The sequence below is a fragment of the Variovorax sp. LjRoot130 genome, assembly GCF_964253755.1.
Taxonomy (GTDB): Bacteria; Pseudomonadota; Gammaproteobacteria; order Burkholderiales; family Burkholderiaceae_C; genus Variovorax.
On record NZ_CAXURM020000001.1, the window covers coordinates 2478521 to 2495220 of the forward strand.

15 protein-coding genes and 1 tRNA gene are annotated in these 16700 nt (G+C 67.0%); 8 read left to right on the forward strand and 8 right to left on the reverse strand.

Annotation, left to right across the window (positions count from 1 at the left end; translation table 11 throughout):
* The 5 genes from ACSQ86_RS12415 to mfd all read right to left on the reverse strand — a co-directional run bounded on the left by ACSQ86_RS12415 (position 1) and on the right by mfd (position 7339).
* Complete coding sequence (locus tag ACSQ86_RS12415) at positions 1-1506, reverse strand: tripartite tricarboxylate transporter permease (RefSeq protein WP_436306288.1); 1506 nt, start codon at positions 1504-1506, stop codon at positions 1-3.
* Between the two features lie 7 nt (positions 1507-1513).
* On the reverse strand, positions 1514-1981 hold the full coding sequence (locus ACSQ86_RS12420) for a tripartite tricarboxylate transporter TctB family protein (protein WP_436292538.1): 468 nt from the start codon (positions 1979-1981) through the stop codon (positions 1514-1516).
* Between the two features lie 22 nt (positions 1982-2003).
* On the reverse strand, positions 2004-2975 hold the full coding sequence (locus ACSQ86_RS12425; protein ID WP_436303847.1) for a Bug family tripartite tricarboxylate transporter substrate binding protein: 972 nt from the start codon (positions 2973-2975) through the stop codon (positions 2004-2006).
* A 123-nt stretch (positions 2976-3098) separates the two neighbouring features.
* Positions 3099-3812 (reverse strand): phosphoserine phosphatase SerB, encoded by a 714-nt coding sequence (gene serB, locus ACSQ86_RS12430; protein ID WP_436303848.1) that lies wholly within the window; start codon positions 3810-3812, stop codon positions 3099-3101.
* Entirely contained in the window at positions 3809-7339 is a 3531-nt protein-coding gene (gene mfd / locus ACSQ86_RS12435; protein ID WP_436303849.1) for a transcription-repair coupling factor, read from the reverse strand. Before mfd ends, serB begins: the two co-directional genes overlap by 4 nt.
* 102 nt (positions 7340-7441) lie before the next feature.
* On the opposite strand from mfd, the gene ispD reads away from it, so the two are divergent.
* Together ispD and ispF are read left to right on the forward strand one after the other, a co-directional pair.
* Positions 7442-8155 (forward strand): 2-C-methyl-D-erythritol 4-phosphate cytidylyltransferase, encoded by a 714-nt coding sequence (gene ispD, locus ACSQ86_RS12440; protein WP_093109234.1) that lies wholly within the window; start codon positions 7442-7444, stop codon positions 8153-8155.
* Positions 8152-8637, forward strand: coding sequence for a 2-C-methyl-D-erythritol 2,4-cyclodiphosphate synthase (gene ispF, locus ACSQ86_RS12445; RefSeq protein WP_093109235.1), 486 nt, complete (start codon positions 8152-8154; stop codon positions 8635-8637). The genes ispD and ispF overlap by 4 nt, the downstream gene beginning before the upstream one ends.
* On the opposite strand, the gene ACSQ86_RS12450 is transcribed toward ispF, so the two are convergent.
* The gene (locus ACSQ86_RS12450; protein WP_093109265.1) at positions 8628-10043 is read right to left on the reverse strand and encodes a sensor histidine kinase; all 1416 of its coding nucleotides are present in this window, start codon (positions 10041-10043) and stop codon (positions 8628-8630) included. The two genes, ispF and ACSQ86_RS12450, sit on opposite strands and share 10 nt — an antisense overlap.
* Before the next feature lie 82 nt (positions 10044-10125).
* Complete coding sequence (ompR, locus tag ACSQ86_RS12455) at positions 10126-10857, reverse strand: osmolarity response regulator transcription factor OmpR (RefSeq protein WP_028250078.1); 732 nt, start codon at positions 10855-10857, stop codon at positions 10126-10128.
* 171 nt (positions 10858-11028) lie between these two features.
* Between ompR and ACSQ86_RS12460 the strand changes: the two genes are divergently transcribed.
* Together ACSQ86_RS12460 and ACSQ86_RS12465 are read left to right on the forward strand one after the other, a co-directional pair.
* Positions 11029-11373 (forward strand): hypothetical protein, encoded by a 345-nt coding sequence (locus ACSQ86_RS12460; RefSeq protein ID WP_436303850.1) that lies wholly within the window; start codon positions 11029-11031, stop codon positions 11371-11373.
* Between the two features lie 104 nt (positions 11374-11477).
* Positions 11478-12149, forward strand: coding sequence for an SIMPL domain-containing protein (locus ACSQ86_RS12465; protein WP_436292554.1), 672 nt, complete (start codon positions 11478-11480; stop codon positions 12147-12149).
* Positions 12150-12241: 92 nt separating this feature from the next.
* Here ACSQ86_RS12465 and ACSQ86_RS12470 read toward each other — a convergent pair whose 3' ends face one another.
* Entirely contained in the window at positions 12242-13012 is a 771-nt protein-coding gene (locus ACSQ86_RS12470; RefSeq protein WP_436303851.1) for a 3-hydroxybutyrate dehydrogenase, read from the reverse strand.
* A 115-nt stretch (positions 13013-13127) separates the two neighbouring features.
* On the opposite strand from ACSQ86_RS12470, the gene ACSQ86_RS12475 reads away from it, so the two are divergent.
* From ACSQ86_RS12475 to phaR, 4 genes are all read left to right on the forward strand, one after another.
* Positions 13128-15359: a RelA/SpoT family protein gene (locus ACSQ86_RS12475; RefSeq protein ID WP_436292542.1), complete on the forward strand. Its 2232-nt coding sequence runs from the start codon at positions 13128-13130 to the stop codon at positions 15357-15359.
* Between the two features lie 51 nt (positions 15360-15410).
* Positions 15411-15487 (forward strand) — tRNA-Val (locus ACSQ86_RS12480).
* A 179-nt stretch (positions 15488-15666) separates the two neighbouring features.
* Entirely contained in the window at positions 15667-16035 is a 369-nt protein-coding gene (locus ACSQ86_RS12485; protein WP_093109239.1) for a hypothetical protein, read from the forward strand.
* Positions 16036-16130: 95 nt separating this feature from the next.
* Positions 16131-16667 (forward strand): polyhydroxyalkanoate synthesis repressor PhaR, encoded by a 537-nt coding sequence (gene phaR, locus ACSQ86_RS12490; RefSeq protein ID WP_436303852.1) that lies wholly within the window; start codon positions 16131-16133, stop codon positions 16665-16667.
* The last annotated feature ends 33 nt before the right edge of the window (positions 16668-16700 follow it).

The window sequence follows — 16700 nt, forward strand, 5'->3', positions numbered from 1 at the left end:
TCAGGTGGCTGCGGCGAGTCGCATCCGATGCCGCTGGCGCCGCCAGGCCATGGCGCCGGAACCAACCCAGACGAAGAGCGTGAAGATCGCCAGGCCGGCGGCGATCGGCCGCTCGACGAAGGGCAGCCAGCTGCCGTCGGACTTGATCATCGAGGTGATGAAATTCTCTTCGAGCATCTTGCCCAGCAGCATGCCGAGGATGGCGGGCGCGACGGGGAAGCCGTTTTCTTCCAGCAACCAGGCCGCGACGCCGAAGCCCAGCAGGATCCAGAGGTCGAAGAGCGCGTTGTTGATGGCGAAGGAACCCACCAGGCAGAACACCAGGATGATCGGCATCAGCACGTTGCGCGGCAGGCGCAGGATGCGCGCCGAGGCCTTGATGCAGGCCCAGCCCAGCGGCAGCATGAGCAGGTTGGCGAGGATGAAGACGATGAACACCGCATAGACGCTGTGCGGGTTGTTCATGAAGATCATCGGCCCGGGGTTCATGTTCTTCATGTAGAGCACGCCGATCACGATGGCCGTGATCGAATCGCCCGGAATGCCGAACACCAGCGCCGGAACCCAGGCGCCGGCGAGGGCGCTGTTGTTCGCGGCGCCGGCCTCGACCAGCCCTTCGGGATGCCCGGTGCCGAACTTCTCGGGCTCCTTCGAGAGCTTCTTGCTCATCGCGAAGGACATCCAGGCCGCGATGTCGGCGCCGGCGCCGGGCAGGATGCCGACGGCCGTGCCCAGCGCGCTGCCGCGCAGGGTCTGCTTGGCGTACTTCCTCATCAGGCCGCCCATGCCGGCGAAGACGGAGCCGATCTGCTTGCTGAAGCTGCCGATGTGGTCCGTGGTCACTGTGAAACGCAGGATCTCGGAGATGGCGAACATGCCGATCATGGCCGGGATCAGGCTCAGGCCGCCCAGCAGGTCCGCACTGCCGAAAGTGAAGCGCGGATGGCCCGCGGGGTTCTCCAGCCCGACGCAGCCCATCAGCAGGCCGAGAAAGAGCGTGATGAGGCCCTTGAGCGGCGTGTCGCTGGTGATGAAGACCGCGCAGGTCAGGCCCAGCACGACGAGCCAGAAATATTCGAAGGAGCTGAACTTGATCGCGACCTCGGCCAGCGCCGGCGCGGCGACGATCAGCACCGCGGTGCCGAACAGGCCGCCGATGCACGAGAACACCAGGCCGATGCCGAGCGCGGTCTCGCCCTGGCCCTTGCGCGTCATCGCGTAGGACTCGTCGGTGTAGGCGGCCGAGGCCGGCGTGCCCGGAATGCGCAGCAGCGCGCCGGGAATGTCGCCCGCGAAGATCGCCATCGCGGTGGCGGTGACGATCGCCGCGATGGCGGGCACCGGCGGCAGGAAGAAGGTGATGGGCACAAGCAGGGCCGTGGCCATGGTGGCGGTGAGCCCCGGCACGGCGCCGACGAACATGCCGAACAGGCCCGACAGCAGCATCACGACCAGCACGGTCGGCGTGGCGACCATCTGTACGGCGAGCAGAACGGAATCCATCAGTCGCCCCTCACCATGCCCAGCGCTGCAGCAGACCCCAGGGCAAGGGCACCTTGAGCAGCTTGTAGAAACAGGCGTGGATGACCAGCGTCGCGACGATGGCCACGGGTATGGCCATGCGCGGCCGCACGCCGCATGCCCACTGCAGCACGAAGAGCACCAGCACGCTGCACAGCACGAAGCCCAGCTTCTCCGACAGCAGGATGTAGAACACCATGCCGGCGATGGCGAGCACGAAGGCCGCCAGATGGCGCGGGGAACGCATGCCCTCGCCGAGCCGAAGCCACGGCTGGTGCGCCCGCAGGCCTTGCCACATCAGCACCGCCGACGACAGCGCAAGGCCGCAGGCGACGAGTCCCGGAAACACGGCCGGGCCGTAGTTCTGGCCGGAGGCGGGCGGAAAGCCCTGGATGTGCCAGAGCACGGCCAGGGCCAGCGCCAGCAGCACGCCGCCGATCAGGCTGTCATGAATGCGCATCGGACCGGGTCGCGTCTAGCGTCTATTTGGCGATGCCCACTGCCTTCATCGCGACGCCGAAGCTGGCGTCCTTCTCGGCCATGAACTTGCCGAATTCGCCCCGGTCGGCGTAGAGCGCGCCGAAGCCGCGCGAGGCGAGGAAGTCCTGGTAGCCCTTGCCGTCGAAGATCTTCTTGAGCGTTCCGGCCAGGCGGTCGGTCATGTCCTTGGGCAGCCCCTTGGGTGCCGCGATGCCGCGCCAGGCGCCAGCGTTCCACATCTTCCCTGAAGCGTCGGTGTAGAGCGGCACCTTGGGAAAGATGCCGTCGGGCTTGGAGCCCAGCAGGATCAGCGGCCGCACCTTGTCGGCGTCGATCAGCGAGCGCGCCTCGGGCAGCGAACACGACACCACGTCGACGCCGCCGGCCATCAGATCCTGCAGGCCCGGTGCGGCGCCCTGGCTGGGCACCCAGGCGATCGCATTGCCGGGCAGCTTGTTGTCGACCAGCCATTGCGCCAGGCCCAGATGCCAGATGCCGCCCTGGCCGGTGCCGCTGGCCTTCAGCTTGCCGGGGGCGGCGCGCGCGGCATCGAGCAGTTCCTTGGCGCTCTTGATCGGCGAATCGGTGCGCACGAAGATCGCGTTGGCATCGAAGTTCATCAGCGCGAGCGGCGTGTAGTCGGCGCCCGAGAGCTGGGTCAGGCCCGCGTGATGCATCATGCCGATCTCGACCGTGATGATGCCCAGGGTGTAGCCGTCGGGCGCGGCCGAGGCGATCGCCTGGTGGCCGACCACGCCGCTGCCGCCGGTGCGGTTGACCACGTTGATCGGCTGCTTGAGTTCCTTCTCGAGTTCGGCCGCGATGATGCGGGCCACGGCATCGGTGCCGCCGCCGGCGCCCCAAGGCACGATCAGCGTGATCGGGCGCTCGGGATAGGCTGCATGGGCGAGCCCGGGAAAAACCACGGTGGCAACGGCTGCACCCATGGCAGCGAGGGACTGGCGGCGCTTCATCTCGTCTCCTTCGTTGTTGGAAGGTCATTCAAGCACCCAAGGCGCCGGCCGCGAAACTGAAGATAACCCTAGGACATCGCAAGCCGCTTTTGCCGTAGGGGGAAACCGGTTTCGGGCAGCACCTCAGCGCAGCACTTCCAAGAGCCGGTCGAGCCCGCCGTCGTTGATGGCGACCATGGCCTGCTCGCGCACCTTGGGCTTGGCGTGATAGGCCACGGAAAGACCGGCCTCGGCCATCATCGGCAGGTCGTTGGCGCCGTCGCCCACGGCGATGGCCTCGCCCGGCGAGATGCCGAGCAGGGAGGCGACTTCGAGCAGCGTGCGGCGCTTCTCGGCGCCGTCGCAGATGTCGCCCCAGGACTGCATCACCACGCGACCGGTGAGCTTGCCGTCGGCCTCGTCGAGCAGGTTGGAACGCGCGAAGTCGATGCCCAGCCGGTCCTTCACGCGGTTGGCGAAGAAGGTGAAGCCGCCTGAGACCAGCAGCACCCTGAGGCCCGCCGCCTTGCAGGCTGCGACCAGCTCGGCTGCGCCGGGGTTGAGCTGCAGGCGCTGGTCGTACACCTGTTGCAGCGCATCGACCGGCACGCCTTGCAGCAGTGCGACGCGGCGACGCAGGCTCTCCTTGAAGTCCTTGATCTCGCCACGCATCGTGGCCTCGGTGATGGCCGCGACCTCGGCCTTCTTGCCCACCGCATCGGCGATCTCGTCGATGCACTCGATGTTGATCAGCGTCGAGTCCATGTCGAAGGCGATCAGCTTGAAGTCGGCCAGCGCGAGCGGCAGCGTGATGCCGCGCACGAGGAGGCCGGGGGAGATTTCCTTGATGGCGCTCATGCGACTGCCGCTTCCTGTTGTGTTTTGGGTTGTCCGAGGCTGCGCAGCACGTCGCGCACCATCTGAGCACGGTCCTTGGGCTCCTTGAGCTCGCGTTCGATGCGCAGCTTTTCGTTGCCTGCGAGCTTGATGTGCTTGTTCTTCTGGATCAGGGCGATGATGTTCATGGAGTCGATCGGCGGGTCCTTCTTGAAGGTGATGTGGATCACGCCCGGCGCGGCGTCGACCTTGACCACGCCGTAGGGCCGCGCCAGCACGCGCAGCCGGTGCACGTCGATCAGCGTCTGCGCCTGCGGCGGCAGTTTGCCGAAGCGGTCGACGATTTCTTCCAGCAGCGTGTCGATCTGGTCGGAGGTCTTCGCGGTCGCGAGCTTCTTGTAGAAGGATAGGCGCAGGTGGACGTCGCCGCAGTAGTCCTCGGGCAGCAGCGCGGGCGCATGCAGGTTGATCTCGGTGATCACCGACAGCGGCGCGAGCAGGTCGGGCTCCTGGCCGGCCTTGAGCGAGCGAACCGCTTCGGCCAGCATCTCGTTGTAGAGCTGGAAGCCGATCTCCATCATGTTGCCGCTCTGGTTCTCGCCCAGCACTTCGCCGGCACCGCGGATCTCGAGGTCGTGCATCGCGAGATAGAAGCCGGAGCCGAGCTCTTCCATCTGCTGGATGGCGTCGAGGCGCTGCGCCGCCTGCTTGGTGAGGCCCTCGGTGTCGGGCACCATCAGGTAGGCGTAGGCCTGGTGATGGCTGCGGCCGACCCGGCCGCGCAGCTGGTGCAGCTGGGCCAGGCCGAACTTGTCGGCGCGGCTCATCACGATGGTGTTGGCGCTCGGCACGTCGATGCCGGTCTCGATGATGGTCGAGCACAAGAGCAGGTTGTAGCGCTGGGCCACGAAGTCGCGCATCACGCGCTCCAGTTCGCGCTCGGGCATCTGGCCGTGGGCGACGGCGATGCGCGCCTCGGGCAGGATCTGTTCGAGCTTCTGGCGCCGGTTCTCGATAGTCTCGACCTCGTTGTGCAGGAAGTAGACCTGCCCGCCGCGCTTGAGCTCGCGCAGCACGGCCTCGCGGATCACGCCCGTGCCCTCGTTGCGAACGAAGGTCTTGATCGCGAGCCGCCGCTGCGGCGCGGTGGCGATCACGCTGAGGTCTCGCAGGCCCTCGAGCGCCATGCCCAGCGTGCGTGGGATCGGCGTGGCCGTGAGCGTGAGCACGTCGACCTCGGCGCGCATGGCCTTCATCGCCTCCTTGTGCCGCACGCCGAAGCGGTGTTCCTCGTCGATGATCAAGAGGCCCAGGTTCTTGAACTTGACCGATTGCGAGAGCAGCTTGTGCGTGCCGATCACGATGTCCACGCTGCCGTCGGCCAGGCCCTTGGCGGCCGCATTGATCTCCTTGGTCGAGCGGAAGCGGCTCATCTCGGCCACCTTGACCGGCCACTTGGCGAAGCGGTCCATCAGCGTCTGGTAGTGCTGCTCGGCGAGCAGCGTGGTGGGCGCGAGGAAGGCGACCTGCTTGCCGCCGGTGACCGCGATGAAGGCGGCGCGCAATGCGACCTCGGTCTTGCCGAAGCCGACGTCGCCGCAGACCAGCCGGTCCATCGGCTGCGGCGAGATCATGTCGTGGATGACCGCATGGATGGCGGCCTTCTGGTCGGCGGTTTCGTCGAAGCCGAAGTCGTTCGCGAACACCTCGTAGTCGGCGGCCGAGAAACGGAAGGCATGGCCTTCGCGCGCCGCACGGCGGGCGTAGATGTTGAGCAGCTCGGCGGCGGAGTCGCGCACCTGCTCGGCGGCCTTGCGCTTGGCCTTTTCCCATTGGCCGGAGCCCAGCTTGTGCAGCGGCGCTTCTTCCGCGCTGACGCCGGTGTAGCGGCTGATCAGGTGCAGCTGCGAGACCGGCACGTAGAGCGTGGCCTTGTCGGCGTACTCCAGGTGCAGCATCTCCTGCAGCAGCGGCTTGCCGTCGGCGTCGGTGCCCTGGCCCAGGTCCATGTGCATCAGGCCGCGGTAGCGCCCGATGCCATGGGCCGAATGCACCACCGGGTCGCCGATCGCGAGCTCGCTCAGGTCCTTGATCAGCGCCTCGACGTCGCTGACCTGCTCCTGCTTCTTGTTGCGGCGACGGGTGGCCGGCGCGGTGGCGAAGAGCTCGGTCTCGGTGACGAAGTCGATGCCCTGTTCGCGCCAGGCGAAGCCGGCGACCAGCGCTCCGGTCGCGATGCCGATCTTCTCGTCGGGCGAGGATTCGAACTCGGCCAGTGAGTCGAAAGCGGGCGGGCTCACGCCGCTGGCGCGCAGGAAGTCGAGCAGGCTCTCGCGCCGGCCGTCGCTCTCGGCGATCAGCAGCACGCGGTGCGGCGTCGTGCGGATGTGCTCCTTGAGCTTGACCAGCGGGTCGTCGGCGCCGCGGACGACGGCGAAGGGCGGCAAGTGGTCGAATTCGACATAGTCCGTTCGGGCTGAGCTTGTCGAAGCCGGGGCGAGCCCTTCGACAAGCTCAGGGCGAACGGTGGTGGATCTGATCGCCAGCTGCGCCAGCGGTTTCGCCCGTTGATAGAACTGCTCCGCATTGAGGAACAGCGCCTCCGGTGGCAGCGCCGGCCGTTCCGGATCGCCGCGCACCAGCCGGTAGCGCTCGCCTGTGTCCTGCCAGAAATGCTGAAAGGCGGGTTCGAGTTCGCCGTGCAGCACCACCGTGGTGTCTGCGCCGAGGTAGTCGAACACCGTTGCGGTCTCTTCGAAAAAGAGCGGCAGGTAGTACTCGATGCCGGCAGTGGCGACGCCGTTGCCCATGTCCTTGTAGATGCGGCTGCGCGTCGGGTCGCCCTCGAGCAGTTCGCGCCAACGGCTGCGAAAGCGCGCGCGGGCATCGTCGTCCATCGGGAACTCGCGGCCCGGGAGCAGGCGCACCTCGGGCACCGGGTAGAGGCTGCGCTGGGTGTCGGGGTCGAAGTTGCGGATCGAGTCGATCTCGTCGTCGAACAGGTCGACGCGGAAGGGCATTGGCGAACCCATCGGGAACAGGTCGATCAGCCCGCCGCGCACCGCGTACTCGCCGGGGCTCACGACCTGCGTCACGTGGCTGTAGCCGGCCAGCGTGAGCTGGGCCTTTAGCTTGGACTCCTCGAGCTTCTGCCCGCTCTTGAAATGGAAGGTGTAGCCGGCCAGGAAGGCGGGCGGCGCCAGCCGGTAGAGCGCCGTGGTCGCGGGCACCAGCACCACGTCGGCCTCTTTCTGGCTGATGCGCCAGAGGGTGGCGAGCCGTTCGCTGATCAGGTCCTGGTGCGGCGAGAAGTTGTCGTAGGGCAGCGTCTCCCAGTCCGGGAAGAGGGCGCAGCGCAACTCGGGCGCGAAGAAGGCGATTTCGTCGATCAGGCGCTGCGCGTCGTTTGCGTCGGCGGTGAAGACGGCGGTGGCGCGGCCTGCCGCCTTCTCGCGTTCGGCCAGTTGTGCCAGCAGCAGCGCATCGGCCGAAAGCGGGGGGCGCGGCAGCGTGAAGCGCTTGCCTGCGGTGAGTTGGGGGAGGTCCATGAAGTGTTGGAGAAATGCAGAACACCCCGCGCCGGCCGGCGAGGGGTGTGAAGGCCGATTCTAGAATGGCTGCCTTTTTGCCGTTGCAGGTTGGCGGACCCCATGATCGCTTCCCGTCTTTTCGTGTTGATCCCCTGTGCGGGCTCCGGCAGCCGTGCGGGCGGCACGGGCCCCAAGCAGTACCAGCGCATCGCCGGCCGGCCGATGGTGCGCCACACCCTCGATGCCTTCCGCGCGCTTGCGGGGCGCTTTGCGGGCATTGCGCTGGTGGTGTCGCCCGAAGATCGCGAGGTTTCTGCGGCGCTGCCGCGTTTCCCGGCCGAGGGAGAACATCTGCTGCATGTGGGCGGCGCGACACGCGCCGCCACCGTGCGCAATGGCCTCATGGCCTTGCGCCAGCTCGGCGCCGGCCCGCACGACTGGGTGTTGGTGCACGATGCCGCGCGCTGTCTGGTCACGCCGACGCAGATCGAGGCCCTGATTGCGGCCTGCGAACACGACGCCGTCGGTGGCCTGCTGGCGCACCGCCTGCCGGACACGCTCAAGGTCGCTTCGCCCGAGGGCCGCGTGGCGAGCACCCTGACCCGCGCCGACAAGTGGCTGGCCCAGACGCCGCAGATGTTCCGCATCGGCATGCTGCTCGATGCGCTGGAGCGCGCCGGCGATGCGGTGACCGACGAGGCCGGCGCCATCGAGGCGGTCGGGCTCACGCCGCTCCTCGTGCCGGGCAGCGCGCAGAATTTCAAGCTGACCTATGCCGAGGACTTCGCGCTGGCCGAGGCGCTTCTGCACAGCCGGCGCTCAGTAAAACCATGACTGCTTTCAATGTTCGCGTCGGCGAGGGCTGGGACGTCCACCAGCTGGTGGCAGGCCGCAAGCTGATCCTGGGCGGCGTCGAGGTACCCCACAGCACCGGCCTGCTCGGCCATTCGGATGCCGACGTGCTGCTGCACGCGATCACCGATGCGCTGCTCGGCGCGGCTGGGCTCGGCGACATCGGCCGGCACTTTCCCGACACCGATCCGCAGTTCCGCGGCGCCGATTCCGCCACGCTGCTGGCCGAGGCCGCGCGCCGCGTGCGTGCGGCGGGCTGGCAGATCGGCAACGTCGACAGCACCGTGATCGCGCAGGCGCCCAAGCTCGCGCCGCACATCCCGGCCATGTGCGCGCGCATCGCCGCCGCGCTCGAGATCTCGGTCGACCAGGTCAATGTCAAGGCGAAGACCGCCGAGAAGCTCGGGCCGGTGGGTGAAGGCCGGGCGATGGAAGCGCGCGCCGTCGCGCTGCTTCACCGCTGAGGGTTGTTGGCCGCGGCCGAGGCTTCGGGCTTGACCGCAGCGGCTCGCGGCATGCGGATGTGGGCCGCGAGGCCGCGGCCCGGCGTGCTGGTCAGCGCGAAGGTACCGCCCATGCGCTCGATGTTTTTTGTCACGATCGACAGGCCCAGTCCGGCGCCCGCAGCCGAGGTGCGTGCCACGTCGCCGCGGAAGAAGGGCTTGCTCAGCTGCGACAGCAGGGCGGGCGCGACGCCGGCGCCGTGGTCGCGCACCTTGATGAGCACGGCGTCGTTGTGCGCTTGCGCCTGGATCGCGACATCGGCGACGCCGGTGGACGGTGTCTTGCCGTAGCGCCGCGCGTTCTCGATCAGGTTCGAGATCACGCGCTGGAGCTCGACCTCGTCGGCCATCACGCGCAGGTCGGCCGGCACGTCCACCGTGATGCGGATGTCCTCGTGGTCCTGCACCGCGTAGGTACAGGCATCGATCACGTCGCGCAGCAGCACCGGCTTGAAGTCGACGTGGTCGGGGCGCGCGTAGTCGAGGAACTTGTCGATGATGGCATCGAGCTGCGCGATGTCGGCCGCCATGTGGTCGCGCGCGTCCTCGTCGGTCACGCTCATCTCGGTTTCGAGTCGAAGGCGCGCCAGCGGCGTGCGCAGGTCGTGCGAGATGCCGGCTAGCATCACGGCGCGGTCCTGCTCGATCTTGGCGAGCTGGTCGGCCATGCGGTTGAAGCCGACGTTGACCGCCCGGATTTCGTTGGTGCGCGCGCGTTCGTCGAGCCGGTGCGCCTCGTATTCGCCCTCGCGCACCTGCATCGTGGCTCGCGACAGCTGCTTGAGCGGCAGGTTGATGAGGCGCGTGATCAGCGCCGCGCCGGCCAGCGACAGCATCATCGTCGTGACCAGCCAGACCAGCCAGGTGCGCCCGCCCAGCCGCGTGAAGCGCGTGGGATCGAGCAGCAGCCAGTACATGTCGCTCTCGATGGTGAAGCCGATCCAGAGGCCGGGCTCGTCGTTGACGCGGCTGGCCACCGTCGTGCCTTCGCCGAGCCGGTCGATCAGCTCTTCGGTCACGCGCTGGTCGAGCGCGCCGGTGGTGTAGGGGACGAAACGGTCGTTCGGCTCGCGCGGCAGGATGCGCACGCCTTCCTGGTCGGCCAGGGTCTTGATCAGCGACACGCGCGTGATGGCGTCGGAATACACCAGCGCCGCCCGCGTCAGGTTCACCAGCGAGGCGATCTGGTGCGCGGTCTGGATGGCGCGCGGCTCGTACTCGAGCGCGCGGAAGGTCTGCAGCCAGGCGACCGTGCAGCCGATCAGGAGCAGCACCAGCAGGAAGAAGGTGCGCCAGAAGAGGCTGAGGCCGAGCTGCAGCCTGGGGCGGCGCCTGGACTGGCCAAGGCCCTCCAGCGGGCTCGGCAAGGTGACCTGGGGACCGTCTTCGCCGAAAGGGCTCGGCTGTGTCGTCTTGGGGCCGATGGTGGCGGCCACGAGCGTCAGCGCTTCAGGTCGTGCCGTCCGGCACGAACACGTAGCCGACGCCCCATACCGTCTGGATGTAGCGCGGCGCCGCGGCATCGGATTCGACCAGCTTGCGCAGGCGCGAGATCTGCACGTCCAGGCTGCGGTCGAAGGGTTCGAACTCGCGGCCGCGCGCCAGCTGGGCCAGTTTTTCGCGCGACAGCGGCTGCCGCGGATGCCGCACCAGCGCCTTGAGCATGGCGAACTCGCCGGTGGTCAGCGAGAGTTCCTCGCCGTCCTTCTTGAGCGTGCGCGAGCCGAGGTCGAAGCTGAAGGGGCCGAAATTCACGGTTTCGTTGTCGGTCGAGGGCGCGCCAGGCGCCTCGAGCGGCGGCCGGCGGCGCAGCACCGCATGCACGCGTGCCAGCAGTTCGCGCGGATTGAAGGGCTTGCCGAGGTAGTCGTCGGCGCCGACCTCGAGGCCGACGATGCGGTCCACGTCCTCGCCCTTGGCGGTCAGCATGATGATCGGGGTGCGGTCGTTGGCGGCGCGAAGGCGGCGGCAGACCGAGAGGCCGTCCTCGCCGGGCATCATCAGATCGAGCACGATCAGGTCGACCGTGTCGCGCAAAAGTATGCGGTTGAGGGCCTTGCCGTCTTCCGCAACGATGACCTCGAAACCCTCCTGGGTCAGGTAGCGGCGCAGCAGGTCGCGGATGCGGGCGTCGTCGTCGACGATGACGATCTTGTCTGTGCGGGCGGGAGCTTGATTCATTTCTACAACGCTGAATTTGTAACAACGCCAATTCTGAAGCCGTTGAGACCCCATTGAGCCGCTTTTCACAATGCTTTGACACTAAGTTACAAAACTTGCGGGCGCTCGCCTTCCAGATATCTATGCCATGCCCGGCGGTGGCACAGTGACTTTGGTCCCCGACTCAGCATCATGAAATCGACTGTTCTCCCGTTGTCTGTCTTGCTCGCCTGCCTTTCGGTTCCCGCCGCGGCCGAACCCTGGGGATTCCTGCGGGTGAGCGACCTGCGGCGCAACGAGGTGCGTGATGCGGTGGAGGCTCACCGGGCCGCCAAGCGCGAGGAGGTGCGGCGTCAGGAAGCGGCGGCCGGACGCCGCCTGACCGCCGCCGAACTGGCCGAGTTGCGGCAGCAGGTGCGCCAGCAATGGACGCCGCGACAGGAGATCGTCCACTCGGCAGAATCGCAGCCGGCTGAGCGGATGGCGCCCACGCCCTCGTCGGCCGGCAGGGTGGCGCCGCGCAGCCAGCGCCCGTGAGCGGCGCCCCTCGGGGGCGCGACGCTTTTTCTCTTTTTCTCCACTCGGGTTCTCTTGCTTTGAACAATAAGAATGTCAGACGGATCGCGGCGTGTGCCGTGTTGATGACGAGCGCCGGCGCCGCCTTGGCCCAGAGCGCGCCCTGGGCGCCGCCGCAGAACGTGCTGCAGCTGTCGGCCACGGGAACGGTCGAAGTGCAGCAGGACCTGCTGAGCATGACGCTCAGCACCACGCGCGATGCGGCCGACGCCGCAACGGTGCAGGCACAGCTGAAGACTGCGCTCGACGCGGCGCTGGCGGAGGCGCGCAAGAATGCGCAACCCGGCCAGCTCGATGTGCGCACCGGCAATTTCAGCCTCGTGCCGCGCTACACGCGCGACGGCAAGATCACCGGCTGGCAGGGCACCACCGAGCTGGTGCTGGAAGGCAAGGACTTTCCGCGCATCACGCAGACCGCGGGTCGCGTCTCCACGCTCACGGTGGGCGGCATCGGTTTCGGCCTGAGCCGCGAGCAGCGCGCCAAGGTGGAGGCCGAGGCGCAAACGATCGCGATCGAGAACTTCAAGCAGAAGGCCGGCGAGTTGGCCAAGGGCTTCGGCTTCGGCGGCTACACCTTGCGCGAAGTGTCGGTCAACGCCAATCAGGGCGGGCCGATCCGGCCGCGCATGATGGCCGTGGAGGCTTCGTCGAAGATGAACTACGACGCGGCGGTGCCGGTCGAGGCCGGCAAGACCAGCGTCGTCGTCAACGTTTCGGGCTCGGTGCAGTTGAAATAGTCGGCCGCCGCCGGGCCGCCCCAAGGCGGCCGAGCCTCCCCCTCGGGGTGGAGTTACACGCAGCGAAGCGGAATGAAATGCCGGGGGCTGTACTACTGCGCGGTCCAGCCGCCGTCGACTTGCCACGCGACGCCGCGCACCTGGTCGGCAGCGGGCGAGCAAAGAAATACCGCGAGCCCGCCCAGTTGTTCCACCGTGGTGAACTGCAGCGAAGGCTGCTTTTCGCCCAGCAGATCGTTCTGCGCCTGCGTGACCGAAATGCCTTCGCGCGCAGAACGGTCGTCGATCTGCTTCTGAACCAGCGGCGTCAGCACCCAGCCCGGGCAGATCGCATTGCTCGTGATGCCGGTGGTCGCGGTTTCGAGCGCCACGGCCTTGGTGAGGCCGACGATGCCGTGCTTGGCGGCCACGTATGCGGATTTCTGGGCCGAGGCCACGAGACCGTGCGCCGAGGCGATGTTGATGATGCGGCCCCAGTTGGCTTCGCGCATGGCGGGCACGGCGAGGCGGGTGGTGTGGAAGGCGCTTGTAAGGTTGATCGCGATCACGGCATCCCAGCGCTCCACCGGGAAGTCCTCGACCTTCGCGACGTGCTGGATGCCGGCGTTATTGACGAGGATGTCGACGCGGCCGAACTTTTCAGCCGCGAACTTCATCATCTCTTCGATCTGTGCCGGCTGGCTCATGTCGGCGCCGTGATAGGCGACCCTCACGCCGAGCGCTTCGACCTCGGCCTTGGGCTTGTCGGCATCGCCGAAACCGTTGAGCACGATGTTGGCGCCCTGTTGCGCCAGCGCCTTCGCGATACCGAGGCCGATGCCACTGGTGGACCCCGTGACAAGCGCGGTTTTGCCTTTGAGCATGATGGTCAATCTCCGGATGAATTAGGATGCAACGAGACAATTATCTTCATCGCGACTTCTTCTGTTTCATGATCGAGCCTGCTCTCCAATACGCTGCCCGGGAGGGAGCGACCGAGTGAAGCGCGAACAGCCCAATCTCTCGTTGTCCGGCTCCGCGGTGGTCGACTATCCGCTGTCGGCAGCGACGGCCGATCGCACGCCGGTGGTCGAGAACATGCTCGCGCGCGCACGCGCCTTCGCCGAGCCGCTGATCGCCGACGAAACGCTGGACACCGGCGAGAACACGCTCGCGCATGCCGATGCGGTGGCCGCGATCGTCGCGGCCATGGGCGGATCGGAGGCGATGCAGGCGGCCAGCTACCTGGTCTACTCGTGCCAGCACCTGAACCGGCCGCAGGAAGTGATCGCCAAGGTGTTCGGCGACAACTTCGCGGCGCTCGCGGTGGAAACCACCAAGCTCGTGCATGTGCAGAAGCAGGCGCGTTCGGCGACGGCCAGCGCGCACCTGGCGGATGGCGCGGGCACGCAGACGGAGAACGTGCGCAAGATGCTGCTTGCGTTCTCTCGTGATCTGCGGGTCGTGATGCTGCGGCTGGCTTCGCGCCTGCAGACGCTGCGCCACGCGGCTTCAGTCAAGCAGCCCGTGCCGGAAGGCGTGGCGCGCGAATCCCTGCAGGTATTCGCGCCGCTCGCGAACCGGCTCGGCATCTGGCAGGTCAAGTGGGAGATCGAGGACCTGTCCTTCCGTTTTCTCGAGCCCGAGACCTACAAGGTCATCGCGCGGCTGCTCGACGAGAAGCGCGTCGAGCGCGAAGGCTACGTCGAACAGTTGCGTGCGCGCCTCGAACGGGAGCTGGCCGAGGAGGGCGTCAAGGCGACCGTGCAGGGCCGGCCGAAGAACATCTACAGCATCGTGAAGAAGATGCGCGGCAAGTCGCTCGACTTCGCGCAGGTCTTCGACATCATGGCGCTGCGCGTGGTGGTGGCGGACGTCAAGGATTGCTATGCGGCGCTGGCCTGGGTGCATTCGCACTTCCAGCCGATCGACGAGGAGTTCGACGACTACATCGCGCGGCCCAAGCCCAACGGCTACCAGTCGCTGCACACGGTGGTGCGCGAAGTGGTCGACGGCCAGGCCGGCAAGCCGATCGAGATCCAGATCCGCACCGAGGAGATGCACGACCACGCCGAGCACGGCGTGGCTGCACACTGGGCTTACAAGGAAGCGGGCCACAAGGGCTATGCCGGCGTCTGGGCGAGCGGCGAGTACGACGCCAAGATCGCGGTGCTGCGCCAACTGCTGGCCTGGGAGCGCGACCTGTCCGGTGGCTCGCAGGGGCAGGGCCTGTTCGACGACCGCATCTACGTGCTGACGCCCGACGCGGCGATCGTCGAATTGCCACAGGGCGCGACAGCGGTCGACTTCGCCTACACGGTGCACACGAGCCTGGGCCACCGCTGCCGCGGCGCGCGCGTCGACGGCGCGATGGTGCCGCTCAACACGCCGCTGCAGAACGGGCAGACGGTGGAGATCATCGCGGCCAAGGAAGGCGGCCCCTCGCGCGACTGGCTCAATGCGGAGCTGGGCTACCTCGCGAGCCATCGCGCACGCGCAAAGGTGCGGGCCTGGTTCAACGCGCAGATCACGCACGAGACGGTGGCGCGCGGCCGCGAGGCGGTCGAGAAGGTGCTGCAGCGCGAAGGCAAGACCGCGCTGAAGCTCGACGACCTCGCTTCGCAGCTGGGCTTCAAGTCGGCCGACAACCTGTTCGAAGTGGTGGGCAAGGACGAGTTCTCGCTGCGCAACATCGAGATGCTGCTGCGTCCTCCGGAGCCCGCGCCCGGTCCGGACGACGGTGTGATCATCAAGAAGGCACGCGCCGGTGGCAACGCGGGCAAGGGCGGCGTGCTGGTGGTCGGCGTCTCCTCGCTGATGACGCAGCTTGCCAAGTGCTGCAAGCCGGCGCCGCCCGATGCGATCCGCGGCTTCGTGACTCGAGGCCACGGCGTCAGCATCCACCGTGCGGACTGCAGCAGCTTCCGCATGATGGCCATGCGCGATGCCGAGCGCGTGATCGATGTCGAGTGGGGCGAGCAGAAGGCCGATGCGGGCTCGGTCTACGCGGTCGACGTGGCGGTCGAAGCCGCTGATCGCCAGGGCTTGCTGCGCGATATTTCCGATGTGTTCGCGCGCGAGAAGATGAACGTGATCGGCGTGCAGACCCAGTCCGTCAAGGGCACCGCATGGATGACTTTCACGATCGAGATCGCCGATGCCGCGCGGCTCGCACAGGTGCTCAACGTGGTGGCCGCGGTGGCCGGTGTGCGTTCTGCCCGTCGTCGCTGAAAAAAGCGGCCTCGCGGCCTGCTACAATCTCGGCTTCTCGGACACATCCTTAGGCGCGTAGCTCAGCTGGTTAGAGCACCACCTTGACATGGTGGGGGTCGTTGGTTCGAGTCCAATCGCGCCTACCAATTTTTCCCTGATCGCAGCATCCGCTCAACCAACGGCTGCCTGCGCTTCCAGGTCTCGCATCCCCCGGTTTCCTGCGTCCTCAACGCAAGGCCTACTGCCTTCGTCGACTGGCGGATACGCCGTCAGTTGTGGTAACTTGGCCGTCCGCCATCTCCAAAGCACTTGACTCAGGGAACCGATGAACACGCCAGCGGCTGAGAGCGACCCGGCACTCGAGGAGCTTCGTCTCGCCGCCCTGTTGCGGCAGGCTCCGCTCGAATTCGCACGCGTGGTCTACGGACTCAACGATCGCGCCAACGGCCGGGCCGGCACCATGGCTGCGGAAGACGTCGCGCGCACGGTGCGGCAGGGCGCTCCGGTCACGCGGGAGCGTGCCGAACAGCGCGCCCGAGGCTATCTGCCGCTGGCCGGCCAGGAGCATTGCCCGCGTTGCTGGGTTTTCAACGGCGTCAAGAGCCCCTTGCACTTTCGCGAAAGTAACGAAGAGCGCCCCGAATCGGCCGTCTGCAAGGTGTGCGGCGCGGAATACACCACTTCGCTGGACTGACGCTCCCGTCAGGGTAAACCTTGGCGCGGTGCAGCAAAACCGCTCCCTAGAATTTGTTCGCGCGCCCCTGGCGTGAAAACTTGAAGGAGTCCGTAGTGCAGAGCAAGAAATCCGCCGGTGCCAAACCGGTACAGCGGGTGATCAAGAAGTATCCGAACCGAAGGCTCTACGACACGGAAACCTCCACCTACATCACGCTCGCCGAGGTCAAGCAACTGGTGATGGACAAGGCGCCCTTCGTGGTGCGCGACGCCAAGAGCGGCGACGACCTCACGCGCAGCATCCTCTTGCAGATCATTCTCGAAGAAGAGGCCGGCGGCGCGCCGATGTTCACCGAACAGGTGCTGGCCAACATCATCCGCTTCTACGGCCAGGCCATGCAGAGCTACATGGGCCCCTATCTCGAGAAGAACATCCAGGCCATGACGGAGGTGCAGGCGCAATTGGCCGAAAAGGCGCAGAACCTGACGCCCGAGATGTGGGCCCGGTTCATGACCATGCAGTCCCCGATGCTGCAGGGCCTGATGGGCAGTTACGTCGAACAATCGAAGCACGTGTTCCTGCAGATGCAGGACCAGATGCAGAAGAACACGGAGCAGGTTCTGGGCGCCTTTGGCATCAAGCGGCCCTAGATCGGGCGCGGAGCCCGATAGCTGGGACAATAG